Source organism: Kribbella sp. NPDC003505 (assembly GCF_040610875.1).
GTDB lineage: Bacteria > Actinomycetota > Actinomycetes > Propionibacteriales > Kribbellaceae > Kribbella.
The window spans coordinates 381,820-394,907 of the sequence record NZ_JBEXNA010000007.1; the positions used below are offsets into that span (position 1 = coordinate 381,820).

14 protein-coding genes are annotated in these 13,088 nt (G+C 69.9%); 7 read left to right on the forward strand and 7 right to left on the reverse strand.

Going from position 1 to position 13,088, the window contains the following annotated elements; all coding sequences use genetic code 11:
• Positions 1-2 precede the first annotated feature (2 nt).
• Both ABZX12_RS25820 and ABZX12_RS25825 read right to left on the reverse strand, forming a co-directional pair.
• Positions 3-578 carry a GNAT family N-acetyltransferase gene (locus tag ABZX12_RS25820; RefSeq protein WP_355697081.1) on the reverse strand — a complete coding sequence of 192 codons (576 nt, stop codon included), beginning with the start codon at positions 576-578 and terminating at the stop codon, positions 3-5.
• Entirely contained in the window at positions 578-1,204 is a 627-nt protein-coding gene (locus ABZX12_RS25825; RefSeq protein WP_355697083.1) for a TetR/AcrR family transcriptional regulator, read from the reverse strand. The genes ABZX12_RS25820 and ABZX12_RS25825 overlap by 1 nt, the downstream gene beginning before the upstream one ends.
• A gap of 82 nt (positions 1,205-1,286) precedes the next feature.
• Here ABZX12_RS25825 and ABZX12_RS25830 point away from each other — a divergent pair, with 82 nt between their 5' ends.
• From ABZX12_RS25830 to ABZX12_RS25840, 3 genes are read left to right on the forward strand one after another with little or no spacing between them, the layout of a single operon-like run.
• Complete coding sequence (locus ABZX12_RS25830) at positions 1,287-2,741, forward strand: NAD(P)/FAD-dependent oxidoreductase (protein WP_355697197.1); 1,455 nt, start codon at positions 1,287-1,289, stop codon at positions 2,739-2,741.
• A 51-nt stretch (positions 2,742-2,792) separates the two neighbouring features.
• On the forward strand, positions 2,793-4,094 hold the full coding sequence (locus ABZX12_RS25835; RefSeq protein WP_355697085.1) for a hypothetical protein: 1,302 nt from the start codon (positions 2,793-2,795) through the stop codon (positions 4,092-4,094).
• Entirely contained in the window at positions 4,091-4,276 is a 186-nt protein-coding gene (locus ABZX12_RS25840; protein ID WP_355697087.1) for a hypothetical protein, read from the forward strand. The genes ABZX12_RS25835 and ABZX12_RS25840 overlap by 4 nt, the downstream gene beginning before the upstream one ends.
• A 79-nt stretch (positions 4,277-4,355) precedes the next feature.
• Here the strand turns inward: ABZX12_RS25840 and ABZX12_RS25845 are convergent, their stop codons facing one another.
• Positions 4,356-4,577 (reverse strand): hypothetical protein, encoded by a 222-nt coding sequence (locus ABZX12_RS25845; RefSeq protein WP_355697089.1) that lies wholly within the window; start codon positions 4,575-4,577, stop codon positions 4,356-4,358.
• A 321-nt stretch (positions 4,578-4,898) separates the two neighbouring features.
• On the opposite strand from ABZX12_RS25845, the gene ABZX12_RS25850 reads away from it, so the two are divergent.
• On the forward strand, positions 4,899-5,759 hold the full coding sequence (locus ABZX12_RS25850; protein ID WP_355697091.1) for a phosphotransferase: 861 nt from the start codon (positions 4,899-4,901) through the stop codon (positions 5,757-5,759).
• Here the strand turns inward: ABZX12_RS25850 and ABZX12_RS25855 are convergent.
• The gene (locus ABZX12_RS25855; RefSeq protein WP_355697093.1) at positions 5,749-6,489 is read right to left on the reverse strand and encodes a MerR family transcriptional regulator; all 741 of its coding nucleotides are present in this window, start codon (positions 6,487-6,489) and stop codon (positions 5,749-5,751) included. The two genes, ABZX12_RS25850 and ABZX12_RS25855, sit on opposite strands and share 11 nt — an antisense overlap.
• 82 nt (positions 6,490-6,571) lie before the next feature.
• Here ABZX12_RS25855 and ABZX12_RS25860 point away from each other — a divergent pair, with 82 nt between their 5' ends.
• Genes ABZX12_RS25860 through ABZX12_RS25870 form a run of 3 tightly spaced genes read left to right on the forward strand, consistent with a single transcriptional unit; the run spans position 6,572 to position 10,637 of the window.
• Positions 6,572-8,395, forward strand: a complete 1,824-nt coding sequence (locus tag ABZX12_RS25860) for a hypothetical protein (protein WP_355697095.1) — start codon at positions 6,572-6,574, stop codon at positions 8,393-8,395.
• Positions 8,392-9,444, forward strand: a complete 1,053-nt coding sequence (locus ABZX12_RS25865; protein ID WP_355697096.1) for an alpha/beta hydrolase — start codon at positions 8,392-8,394, stop codon at positions 9,442-9,444. Before ABZX12_RS25860 ends, ABZX12_RS25865 begins: the two co-directional genes overlap by 4 nt.
• A 47-nt stretch (positions 9,445-9,491) precedes the next feature.
• On the forward strand, positions 9,492-10,637 hold the full coding sequence (locus ABZX12_RS25870; protein ID WP_355697098.1) for a CoA transferase: 1,146 nt from the start codon (positions 9,492-9,494) through the stop codon (positions 10,635-10,637).
• Between the two features lie 48 nt (positions 10,638-10,685).
• On the opposite strand, the gene ABZX12_RS25875 is transcribed toward ABZX12_RS25870, so the two are convergent.
• From ABZX12_RS25875 to ABZX12_RS25885, 3 genes are read right to left on the reverse strand one after another with little or no spacing between them, the layout of a single operon-like run.
• A complete protein-coding gene (locus ABZX12_RS25875; RefSeq protein WP_355697100.1) occupies positions 10,686-11,768 on the reverse strand; it encodes a LacI family DNA-binding transcriptional regulator in 1,083 nt (360 codons plus the stop codon).
• 11 nt (positions 11,769-11,779) lie between these two features.
• Positions 11,780-12,097, reverse strand: coding sequence for a hypothetical protein (locus ABZX12_RS25880; protein ID WP_355697102.1), 318 nt, complete (start codon positions 12,095-12,097; stop codon positions 11,780-11,782).
• A 4-nt stretch (positions 12,098-12,101) separates the two neighbouring features.
• On the reverse strand, positions 12,102-13,046 hold the full coding sequence (locus ABZX12_RS25885) for a DUF6772 family protein (protein ID WP_355697104.1): 945 nt from the start codon (positions 13,044-13,046) through the stop codon (positions 12,102-12,104).
• Positions 13,047-13,088 lie beyond the last annotated feature (42 nt).

Sequence of the window (13,088 nt, forward strand, 5' to 3'; positions counted from 1 at the left end):
CGTCACCAGAGCTTGTCGATCGAGCCCGGGTAGAGCTCGATGCGGGCGTTGTGAAACGTCGGGGCGTGTCGCCGGGCCGACGGGGTGAAGAAGGCGGCGAGCGCGACCTTGTCGAAGCCGGGCTGGTCGCTGGGGAACGGGTCGTCGGGCGTGCCGCCGATCAGAACGGTGCCGTCAAGGAGCTGCCAGCCTGCTGACTCGTAGAACGGCTGCAGAGCACGGTCGCAGGTGAAGAGGCCGAGGTCGAGGCGCAGGTCGGCCATCGCGTCGCGGGCCGCGGCGACCAGTCGGTGACCGTACCCGCGGCCGCGGAGCGTCTCGCGGGTGACGACAGTGCTGAGGCCTCCGGCCTGGAAGGTGGTGCCGCCGTGCTGGAGCGGTTTGCGCAGGACGTCCAGCGCGGCGAGCACCAGCCCTTTGTCGACGAGCAGCATCGAGAACGGATGTAGCGCCGGGTCGTGGACCGGAGTATCGGCGGGTGGCAGGGGATCGGACGGCCAGGCCTGGTTCTGTAGCTCATGGACCTGGACGCGAAGGGCCGCGGGTACGGCGGCCTCCGGGTAGGACTCGACCTGCATCAGCTCGATTTGATGGTGTGCAGGCCCTGCCAGAGGAGGTCCTGGAGGGTGCGGGCGACCTTCTCGGGGGTGGGCGGGGTGGGGGTGCGGGTGCGCCAGATGGCCAGGCGCTCGGTGGCGCCGGAGATGGACTGGGCGACGATCTGGACCTCGTCGTCGTCGACCGGGCGGCCGGCGGGGAGGTTCATCCGGACCATCGTGGCGATCAGCTCGATGAACGCCGCGCGGACCTCGTCGGTCGCCGCCGCGGCCGGACCGGCGCTCAGCATGCCTTCGTCGACCAGGACGGACCACGCCTGCGGGTGCTCGTCGAGGAAGCGGAACCAGGCCAGGAACCCGGCGTACAGCGCGTCCTCGGCGTTCGGGGCGGCCATCACCGCGTCGGCCACGGTGTCGAGCAGGTGGCCGCGGAGCCGGGCCAGGCAGGCGAGGAACAGGCCGTCCTTGGAGCCGTAGTACTGGTAGATCAGCGGCTTCGACACCCCGACCTTCGCGGCGACGTCGTCCATCGACGTGCCCTGGTATCCGCGCTCGCCGAAGATCCGCTCGGCGGCCTCGAGGATCTCCCGCTCCCGGGCCGCACGATCACGGCGGCGCTTCGGCGGTCGTTCCGTGGTCGAGGTCACTTGCGCAGTCTAACTGACTCCAAGTAACTTACTACGAGTAAGTTCCGACCGAGTGGTTTCCGACAACGGGCTGGAGAACCTCATGGGCGAGCGGCATCGGATCGTGGTGATCGGGACCGGGTTCGCGGGCATCGGGATGGCGGTCCGGCTGAAGCAGGCCGGCTACGAGGACTTCGTCGTCCTGGAGCGCGCCGAGGATGTCGGCGGCACCTGGCGCGACAACACCTACCCGGGCTGCCGCTGCGACGTGCCGTCGCACCTGTACTCGTTCTCCTTCGCCCCGAACCCGGAGTGGTCGTCGACGTTCTCGCCGCAGCCCGAGATCGAGGACTACCTGCGTACCGTCACCGACTCCTACGGCGTGCGCCCGCACATCCGCTTCGGCAACACCGTCGAGTCGGCGCGCTGGCAGGACGGCAGCTGGCAGATCGCCACGAACCGGCAGACGTTCACCGCGGACATCCTGCTGTCCGGTATGGGACCGCTGGCCGAGCCGTCGTACCCGAAGCTGCCCGGTATCGAGGACTTCGAGGGGGAGGTCTTCCACTCCGCGCGCTGGAACCACGACCTGGACCTCAGCGGTCGCAAGGTCGCCGTGATCGGCACTGGCGCCTCGGCGATCCAGTTCGTGCCGGCGATCCAGCCCGAGGTCGAGGAGTTGCACCTGTTCCAGCGGACGCCGCCCTGGGTGATGCCGCGGCCGGACCGCAGGATCACCGCGGCCGAGAAGGCCGTGTACCGCCGTTTCCCGCTGGTGCAGAAGGCTGTCCGGGCCGGGATCTACTGGGGGCGCGAGTCGATGGTGCTCGGGTTCGCGAAGCTGCCGGCGATCATGAAGCAGGCGCAGAAAGTGGCCGAGAAGCACCTCGCGCATCAGGTCCGCGACCCGCTGCTGCGGGCCAAGCTGACGCCGGACTTCACCCTCGGCTGCAAGCGCGTGCTGATCTCCGACGACTACTACCCGGCGCTCGCGCGGCCGAACGTCGAGGTGGTCACCGACGGGATCGCCGAGGTGACGCCGACCGGCATCGTCACCGCCGACGGCGTGAAGCACGAGGTCGACACGATCATCTACGGCACCGGCTTCAAAGTCACCGACCTGCCGGTGATGGACATGGTGCACGGCCGTGACGGCCTCTCGCTGCGCGAGGCCTGGGCCGACGGCATGGAGGCGCACCTCGGCACCGCGATCGCCGGCTTCCCGAACTTCTTCATGCTGATCGGCCCGAACACCGGCCTCGGCCACAGCTCGATGGTGTTCATGATCGAGTCCCAGATCGCGTACATCCTCGACGCGCTGAAGACCATGGACGTGCACGGCCTCCGGGAGGTCGAGGTACGGCGGGACGTGCAGCGCGCGTTCGTCGACGGGGTCCGCTCGTCGATGCGGAACACGGTCTGGACCCGCGGCGGCTGCACCAGTTGGTACCTGGACTCGGAGGGTCGCAACACGACCCTGTGGCCGTCGTTCACCTTCCGGTTCCGGCAGTTGACCCGACACTTCGATCCCGGCGAGTATCAGACGCTTTCTATGTGACATCGTGCGTGTTACATTCGATCGGTCGGATACTGATCGGAGGCGGCGCGCGTGCTGGTGCAGTTGCTGCCGCTGCACGGGATCGGCGGTCGAGGGGACCTGCCGGTGCCGCTGTGGCTGGCGATCTACTCCGCCGGCGCCGCCGTCGCGGTGTCGTTCTTCGCGCTCGCTGCCTTCTGGTCGCGTCCGCGGTTCGAGGGGACCGTGGGTCGGCCGCTCGGCGTCCTCACCCGGATCGTCGACGCCCCGGCGACGCGCGTCGTCCTCAAGGTGGTGGGGCTGGCGCTGCTAGGGCTGTTGCTCGGCGCCGCCTGGCTCGGCGACCCGTCGCTGAACCCGGCGCCGACCTGGCTGTACGTGTGGATCTGGGTCGGGATCATCCCGCTCTCACTGCTCTGCGGCCCGATCTGGCGGCTCGCGAACCCGTTACGGACGATCGCCGGCGTCGTACGGCGCACGTCGTACCGGCCGCTGCCCCGCGGGATCGCGTACTGGCCGGCCGTCGCCGGACTGGCCGGGTTCCTGTGGCTGGAACTCGTGTACCCGGAGGGATCCGACCCGCGGGTGGTCGCGATCTTCGCCACGACGTACGCCGTGCTGAACGTTGCCGCAGGCATCGTTTACGGCCCGGCCTGGTTCGGGACCGGCGACAGCTTCGAGGTGTACGCCGAGGTGCTCGCGCGGCTGAGCCCGCTCGGGCGTGACGGCCGCGGCCGGCTCGAGCTGCGCAACCCACTGGCCGGACTGGCGACGATGCCGCAGCAGCCGGGGATCGTCGGGTTGCTCTGCCTGCTGCTCGGGTCGACGGCCTTCGACGGGATCTCCCGCTGGTCCGTGTGGACGCGGCTGACCGGCGATCTCCCGCACATTCCCGTGTACACACTGGGGTTGATCGCCGCGGTCGCGGTCGTCACCGCTGTCTTCCTCTTGGCCGCTCGGACGACAGGCTCGGCGCGGATCCGGGCCGGCGCGGTCGGGGCCGCCGGATTGCCGGGGGCGTTCGTGCACTCGCTGGTGCCGATCGCGATCGGGTATGCCGTCGCGCACTACTTCTCGTTCGCGCTGTTCCAGGGGCAGGCGGGCTGGCTGCTCGCGACCGACCCGTTCGGGCGCGGCTGGGACCTGCTCGGGACGAACGGGACACCGATCGACTACGCGTTCCTCGGGACCGGGCTGATCGCGGGGGTCCAGATCGGCGCGATCGTGCTCGGACACGTCCTCGGGGTGGTGTCCGCGCATGATCGCGCGACCGGCCTGTTCCGCCGCCGGCAGTTGCGGCGGGCGCAGTACCCGATGCTGGCTGCGATGGTCGCCTTCACGGCCGGCGGGATCGCGTTGGTGACGGCCTCATGATCGCGATGCACCTGGGCGGCATCCCCGAGACCGCGATGGTCCTCGGCCCGATCCTCCTGATCGCCGCCTTCCTCCGCATCGCCCGCCGCAACGAGTCGACTCTTCCCGACGACGAGGACGACTGGGACGCCGACCTCGGCGACCTTCCGGCGGACCGGTGGGAGCGGATCAGCGAAAAGTGAGGCCCGGCAAACCCCCTGCGGTTCGCCGGGCCTCCCCGTTCCCCGTTGGTTCAGTGGCCGTTGGTTCGGTGGCCGTGGTTCAGGCGGCCAGGGCCGGTTCGTAGTAGCCGCTGACGCGGGACGGTGTCGTGGTGCTGGTCAGCTCGGCGAGGCGGGCGCAGCCGGCGGTGAGGGCGGATTCCAGGGTCGGCCAGTCGGCGACGCACCAGTACGGGTCGTCGGGCTGCCGGTCGTTGTCGTCGTCGATGTCGGCACACCAGCCGCCGGTGCGGACGTGGTGGACATGCAGTCGGAGCTTCATGACGATCGGCTTTCAGAACGGCAGCTTGCGGCCGGACGGTGTCCGCAGGTCGAGAGTCTGGGTCTGGGTCTGACGGCGCGTCGTGGTGATGCGGGGGCGCCGACGAATCTGCAGCTGTCGCATCGTCTTCCTCCTGCCGGTCTGTTCTGGTAGCTATACGCTCCCGCATGAGGTCCGGTTCACACATGCGGAGGATTACCTATCCGAGTCCCTAACCGCACCCGGCCTCGACTCCGGGTTCACTAAGGGACGCTACCGGGGAGCATGGACAGTTTTCGGCGTATGGAGAGGAGTATGGAAAAGCGTAGGAAAGATGCCCAGGTGGACACTCTGCTGCGGCGCTGGGGCCTTCAGGGGCAAGACGTTCGCCCGCTCACCGAGGGCACCAACAACACCGGCTACTACGTCGGCGAGGAGTTCGTCCTCCGGATCCACCGCAACGCGATCCCGCCGACGTACGAGCACGCGGTACTGCAGACAGTAACCGGCCTGCCCTTCGCCGTACCGACGCCGGTGCCGGCCGACGGCGAGACCGCGGTCCGCGGGGAAATCCACGGCGAACCGGTCCTGGCGAGCCTGAGCCGGCGCATCCCGGGGGAGCACCCGGCGCGCGGCGACACCGCCCGCGCCGAGGCGTGCGGTCGCGCGCTGGGCGAGCTGGACAAAGCACTAGCCGAGCTGAACCCGGCCGACCTGCCGCCGTCACCGGTGTGGAACGGCGACCTGACGACGGTGCATCCAAGAGTGCCGAACCTCGACGTCGTGCTCGACGCGCTGCCCGCGGTCGCCCCGATCCTCGCCGGCATCGGGCCGCTGCTCGATCTCCCGCAGCAGATCATTCACGGCGACTTCGCGCTGACCAACGTGCTGATGGTCGGCGACCGCGTCACCGCGATCCTCGACTTCGAGACCGCCGGCCTCGGCTACCGCGCCCTGGATCTCGCGGTCGGCAGGTACTTCTTCGGGGAGGTCGGCCACCCAAGTACGGCGTTCCAGCGCGGCTACCTCGAAGCGTTCCCGTTGACCGATGCCGAGCTGGCCGCGCTGCCCGGCCTCGAACTGATGCGCGAGGCAACGAGTCTGGTGCATTGGTACGGGCGCTACCTCGACGGTCAGACCACCGCCGAGGGAGTCGCCGCGCGGGTCGAGCGGCTGCTCGGGGTGAGCGAGGCTACCCGGTAGACGGCAGGGTCTTCGGGTCGAGGCCCAGCTCCTCGTAGGCGACGATCTCGATCTCGCGGGCCATTGCCTCGCGGAAGGCGGCGACCAGGGCCTGACCGGCCAGCGGGATGATGCCTTCGAGGGTGCGCTGGATCTCGGGCCAGCCGTCGGCCGGCATGCCGGCGTTGGTGAAGTCGCGCCAGACGGTCGAGCGGAACAGTTCGACGTACGTCTTGGCGACCGCGTCGGCCTGCGCGAAGAGCTTCGGCAGCATCTCGAAGATCGCCTGCATCGGGACGCCGAGCTTGATCACCTCGAGACCGGTGCGCAGCAGATCCGGGTTCGGGATCCGCAGCCGGCCGTCGTCGAGCCGCTCGGCGATCCCGAGCTCGACGATCTGCTCGATCACCGCCGGGTCGTGCGGTACGCCGGCTCGCTCGGCGAGCTGGAGCTCGTCGAGCTCCTCCGGCTCCGACGGCGTCCACGGGTTCACCAGGGTCTCGAACACGCCGAGCGCCATCGCGCCGTCGGGCAGTTCGCCCATCATCCGCTCGACCGCGGCCAGCGTGTAGCCCTTGTCGAGCAGCTCGCGGACCAGCGTCAGCCGGGCGATGTGGTCGTGCCCGTAATACCCCGTCCGGCCGACCAGCCGCGGCGGCGGGATCAGCCCCCGCCCGGCGTAGGCACGCACGTTCCGGACCGTCATACCCACCTTGGCGGCGAGCTGGTCGACAGTGAGCTCCTCATCCACCCTTGACAGTCTTCCAGACTCCACGTTACATAGTAGATGTAACATGCATCATGGCGCATGTCTCATGTCGTGAAGGAGTTCGATGGCGATCCCGCTGGCGACCACCGGTACGGCGACGTTCGACCAGATCGCGATCGTCACCGGCGTCGTGTCGGTGCTCTACCTCGCACTCGCCGTGCTGCTGTGGCGCGAACGCACCGGCCACGTCACGCTGGTAGGACGGTTCGCGGACACCATCGGGAGACTGGACGGAGTCCCCCGATGGGCCGCGCTGACGCCGTACCCGCATGCCGTCTCGCTGCTCGCCTGCGCGTTCGGGGTCTGGTGGGACATCGCGGTGCACATCGACCGCGGGCGCGACACCGGCCCGTTCGGGACGCCGGCGCACTACCCGATCTTCTTCGGCATCCTCGGCGTGATCGTGTCCGGCGTGCTGCCGATCGCGCTCGCCGGCAAGCCGCTGCCGGCCCGGACGATCAAGCTCAGTCGCGGCTGGCGGATCCCGTGCAGCGCGGCGCTCGTCACGGTCTGCGGCACGTTCGCGCTGGTCGGCTTCCCGCTCGACGACGTCTGGCACCGGCTGTTCGGCGAGGACGTCACGCTCTGGGGACCGACCCACCTGCTGATGATCGGCGGCGTGGTGTTCTCGATCTTCGCGCGGCTGCTCGCGATCGCCGAGGTCGAGCAGCTGGTCGGGCCGAACAAGCGCCGGCTGTTCCAGGAGATCGTGTCGGTCGGCGCGCTGCTGATCGCCTGGGACCTGTTCAGCACCGAGTTCAACTACGGCGTACCGCAGTTCCCGCTGATCCTGCAGCCGCTGCTGATCGTGTTCGGCGCCGCGATGGCCTTCACGATCCTGCGCGCGCGGCGCGGTCCGGGGACGACGTTCGGCGCGCTCGCCGTGTATCTGGTGATCCGCGGCGGGATCGCCTGGGCGGTGGCCGAACCGCTCGGCGAGATCGTCGGGCACTTCCCGCTGCTGGTCGTCGAGGCGCTGCTCGTCGAGGCCGTGGCGTTTGCCCTCGGCAACAAGAACCGCTTCCGCCTCGGCGCCGTCGCCGGCCTGCTGATCGGGACCGTCGGCGTGGTCGCGGAATACGCCTGGAGCCACGTGTGGATGCCGATCGCCTGGCCGCCGTCGATGCTGCCGTCCGCGATCGGGTACGGCGTGGTCGTCGGCGCCGGCGCCGGCCTGATCGGAGCCTGGCTCGCGACCCGGTACGCCGAGGTGGCCGGCGAGGAGCGGGCGGTCGGGATCAAGCACCTTCGCCCGGTCGCGGTCCGGCGGACCCATCAACTGGGTGCGGCCGGACTGGTCGCGGTGGTGGCGACGGTGTTCTTCTGCGTGCCGCGGACTGCGGACGCGGGCGTGTCGGGGGTCGTGTCGTTGGAGCGGGTGGCCACGGGGGCCGAGCCGACGGCGTACGTCACGATCACTCTCACGCCGGCCGATGCGGCCGACGGCGCGCGCTGGTTCGAGGCGCTGGCCTGGCAGGGCGGCGGGCTGGCCTTCCACCCGATGGAGAAGGTTGCCGACGGCACGTACCGGTCGGCGGACCCGCTGCCGATGTACGGGAAGTGGAAGTCGATGATCCGGCTGCACCAGGGGCAGCGGGACATGGTGGCGAGCTGGGTGTACGCGCCGGAGGACGCGGCGATCGAGAAGCCCGCGATCCAGGTGTCGAACGGGCAGCCGGTCGAGTTCGTCGACGAGCAGCAGGTGCTGAGGCGCGAGGAGCGGACCGACGTGCCACGATGGATGTGGAACGCCGGGTACGCGCTGCTCGCGGTGGTCGGACTGCTCGAGGTGATCGGGATCGCCTGGCTGGTCGGGCGCGGCGCCCGCGGCGGGCGGATGCGAGCGGCCCACCTGGCCGAAGGTGAACGGGAACGGGAGTCTGCGTGACGATCCAGTTGGAGCGCTCCAGGGTCACGACGCCGGACGGTGTACGGCTGAACGTCGAGGTCGCCGGGCCGGCCGACGCGCCGGTGACGGTGCTGCTGGTGCACGGGTGGACGTGCTCGACACGCTCGTGGCACAACCAGGTCGAGACACTGCCGCAGATCCTCGGGCCGGACGCCGTCCGTGTCGTCACCTACGACCACCGCGGCCACGGACGCTCGGACGCGGCCCCGTCGGGGTCGACGCGGATCGAGCAGCTCGCGGACGACCTGGTCACCGTGCTCGACTCCGTCGTCGGCGACGGCCCGGTCGTGTACGCCGGTCACTCGATGGGCGGGATGACGTTGATGGCGCTCGCCGACCGGCACCCGGAGCTGTTCGGCGACCGCATCCGCGCGGCCGCGCTGGTCAGCACGTCGTCCGGGCATATCACTGCCGGCGCCCTCGGACTTCCCAAGCGCCTGGAGCCGGCGGCCGCCGTGCTGGCTCCGCGGGCGATGAACCTGGTCGGCGCCGGCGTCGACCGCCGGTCGGCACGGCGGGCAGCCACGTCGCCGGCGGTGTCGACGGCAGCGATGGCCGAGCAAGCCGCGGCCGCCGTGGAGCGGGCGGCGACGACAGCCGGGTCCGGTACGGCGGGAGCCGGCCGCAGCTCCGCGCGAGGGCGCGCGGTGGCGCGAGCCGTGAGTGCTCGGGTGCAGCGAGCCGGCTTGCGGCGGTTGGTGTTCGGGAAACGGCCGGATCCGGCGGAAGTGGAGTTGTTCCTGTCGGATCTGGCAGTCGTGCCCGGTCCGTCGTACGGCGGGTTCTTCGACGCGATCCTGCACCACGATCTGGACCACGCGCTGAAGGTGCTCGACGAACTGCCGGTCGAGGTCATGCACGGCACCCGCGACCGGCTGCTCCCGCCGCGGCACGCGAACCGGATCGCCGCGCAACTCCCGAGCGCCCGCCTGTGGATCTACCCGGGCGCCGGCCACATGCTCATGCAGGAGCGTCCCCGAGACGTCACGCACCGCCTCGCGTCCCTGGCGCGCAAGGTGATCGCCTGAGAGTCGCGTCACGGCCCGCCGCGGCGTCCTCGCCTACTCTCGACCTCGTGCAGAACCTTCTCTCCGATGTTGTGGTCGTCGATCTGACCCGGGCGCTGGCCGGTCCGCACGCGGCGATGATGCTGGGGGATCTCGGCGCGCGGGTGATCAAGGTCGAGACGCCGGACGGCGGGGACGACAGCCGCGGCTGGGGTCCGCCGTTCGTGGACGGCGAGTCGACGTACTACCTGTCGGCGAACCGGAACAAGGAGTCGGTGACCGCGGACCTGAAGTCGGACGCGGGCAAGGAGTTCCTGACCAAGTTGGTCCGGAAGGCCGACGTCCTGCTGGAGAACTTCCGGCCCGGCGTCCTGGACCGGCTCGGCTTCTCCACCGAGCGGCTGCACGAGCTGAACCCCGGCTTGGTGATCCTGTCGATCACCGGGTTCGGCCACGACGGCCCCGAAGGCGGCCGGGCGGGGTACGACCAGATCGCCCAGGGCGAGGGCGGCCTGATGAGCATCACCGGCGAGACCGAGCCGACCAAGGTCGGTGCGCCGATCGCCGACCTGCTGGCCGGGATGTACGGCGCGTACGGCGCCCTGGCGGCGCTGCACGAGCGCTCGATCACCGGCAAGGGCCGGGTGGTGCGGACCAGCCTGCTCGCGTCGGTCGTCGGCGTGCACGCGTTCCACGGCACGAAGTGGACGGTCGCGCACGAGCTGCCCGTACGGGTCGGCAACCATCACGCGCAGATCGCGCCGTACGGGCTCTACCGCACCCAGGACGACATCGTGCAGGTCGCGGTCGGCAGCGAAGGACTGTGGCGGCTGTTCGCCCCGATCGTCGGCCTCGACGCCGCGGACGAACGGTTCGCGGCCAACTCGGCGAGGGTGGCGCACCGTGACGAGCTGACGGCGGCGATCGAGGGCGCGTTCGCCGGCGCACCGGCTGATGTGTGGTTACAACGCCTTGCGGACAAGGGGATTCCGGCCGGCAAGGTCCGCGACTTCCAGCAGGTCTACGACTGGGAACAGACCCGCTCCCAGGGCCTGCTCATCGACGTCGAGCACCCGACGCTCGGCACCATCCAGCTGCCCGGCCCGCCGCTGCGTTTCGACGACAACACGTACGCCGGCGCCCGCGAGACCAACCTCGCGCCACCCCGGTTGGGCGAACACAACGACTCGGTGCGCGCCTGGCTGGAGGAGTAGGCGGACCTGAGCCACTCACCAACCCCGCGCCACCTGCCGAGCCAACGCTCAGCCGGGTGCCGGACTCGGCTGGTCCTGGCGGTTGGTGAGTGTTGGGCGTCCGCCCGTCGACGCCCGGACCACCAGCTCCGGGCGGATCAACGTCTTTCGCGGGCGTTCGACACCGGACTTCAGACGTTGCAGCAGCAGGTCGACCGCGGTGGTTCCGACCTCGGCGGCGGGCAGACGGACCGTGGTCAGCGGTGGCTGCAGGTACGCCGCGTACGGGTGGTCGCCGTAGCCGGTGATCGCGACGTCGTCCGGGACGGCGAGGCCGCGTTCGGCGAGGACCCGGAGCAGACCGAGCGCAAAGTAGTCGTTCCCGGTGACGATGCCGTCCGGCAGGTCGAGCGACCGCGCGAACCGGTACGCCTCCTCGGGCTGCCAGGGCAGCGCCAGCGAGTCGTACCGTCGTGTCGGCACCGTGCGGACCAGGTCGCCGGAGACCGGTAGGCCGGCGTCGGCCAGTGCGCGGCGGAACCCGGTGATCCGGTCGGCCGTGGTGGTGATCGGCAGGTCTTCTTCCAGCAGGAGCAGGCGGCGCGCACCGCCGGCGATCAGGTGGCTGGTCGCTTCGTACGACCCGCGCTCGTAGTCGACGCCGACCATGTCGCAGTCGAGCTCGGGCACGTCACGGTTGACGAACACCAGCGGGATCCCGCTGTCCCGGACCCGGCGCCAGTGGTCCCACTCGGCCTGCACCGGTACGACCACGGCGCCGTCGACCGCGGAGCGCAGCAACGCCTCGGTGGCGCGCTGCTCGTTCTCCACGCTCTCGTCGGTGACGAGCAGCAGCAGCGAGTACCCCTGGGCGCGGACCCGGAGCTCGATGCTGCTGATCAGCTGCGCGTAGAACGGGTTCGAGGGGTTGGTGATGACGAGGCCCAGGGTCATCGCCGAGCCGAGCACGAGCGACCGTGCCAGCGTGTTCGGGACGTACCCGATCCGCGCAGCCTCGGCCTGGACGGCGGCCCGCGTGCTGGCGCTGACGCTGTCCTTGTCGCCGAGCGCGCGCGACACCGTGTTCACCGACAGGCCGAGCGCCGTCGCGATGTCCCGCAACGTCGGCCGCGGCCGTGGGCCCTCCGTCATCCGTCCCCCTCTTACGCCTTCACGGCCAGGTGGATCCGTACCTGCACCGAGCCTTCGACCTTAGCGCGCAACCGCAGCCAGTGGCCGAACCCGGCGGCCGGCCAGCTGACCAGTTTGCCCGGCTCGACGACGTGCTCCGCGCCGTCGAGGTCGCACCAGGTGATCCCGTCCGGGGACACCTGCGTGACGTACGTCGCCGTACCGTCGCCGCCTACGTGCTGCACGAACCAGCGCGCCTCACTCGCCCAGGCGACCTCGTAGGGCTCGGTGGCGAACCGGGTGTCGAAGGTGGTGTCGCGTTCCAGCACCGCCGTCATGGACTGTCGCATGGGCCTACCAATCAACCGAGATGAGGACGGAGTCGAGGAAGAGGAAGTTGCGCACCGAGCTGTGGGTGCGGACCGAGAAGTAGAAGTTCAGCAGGTTCTCGAGCGTCTCGTAGCGTTCCTCGTACGGCGGAACGGGGACGTCGCGCATGTCCATCACCCGGTCGTTGACCTGCAGCTCCACGTTGCGCCGCTTGTCGGTGTCGATCAGCCAGCGCAGGTAGTGCCAGTTCACCTTGGTCGGGACCTCGTTGTAGCAGAGCTCCTGCGGCTCGCCGAACGGCTGCCAGTCCTCCGGGTTCGGCGCGGTGAAGTCGGCGGCGTACTCCAGCTTCACCTTGCCCTCGAAGTGTTCGCGCGGCGTCGGCTCGGGGACGGTCGGCGCCATCCACTGCCGGGTGAAGTGGTTGTCCAGATCGGTGTTCTGGTAGCGAGCGACCGTGTGGTATCGCAGGCCGCCGTCGCCGCACAGGTCGGTGGCGACCGTGAAGGCGCCGAACTGCGCCTCGGACGGGTGCGTGTTGCCGTCCCACTGGACGTCGCCGAAGTTGTCCAGCTCGGAGCCACCGCCGAGCGTCGCCTCGGACTTGAAGGCGAAGTACGTCTCGAGCTGGACGAGGCCGCGGCCGCTCATCGTGAGCCGACGGATCGCGACCGCGGTGTGGCCCTTGTACGGGCGGGTGGCGAGCTTGAGCGCGTACGTGCCGCTGAGCGCCCCGTGCGTGCCGATGTCGAAGAAGTTGCAGGCCGACAGTTGCGGCGGCCGGAAGTCGCGCATGTGGTCGTCGACCGTGCTGAGGTCGCCGCGGCCGTTGTAGTTGCCGAGCAGCTCGGTCCAGCCGTGCGTGCCGCTGTCGAACTCGTCGAAGGCCAGGATCCGCGGCAACGGCGAGAACTTGGACAGCTTCGGATCGGCGGACAGTAGCGCGGCGCGTACGTCGGATGTCGTCACGCAGTGCCTCCCAGAGAAGTTGGATGTTCGATGAAGTTAACG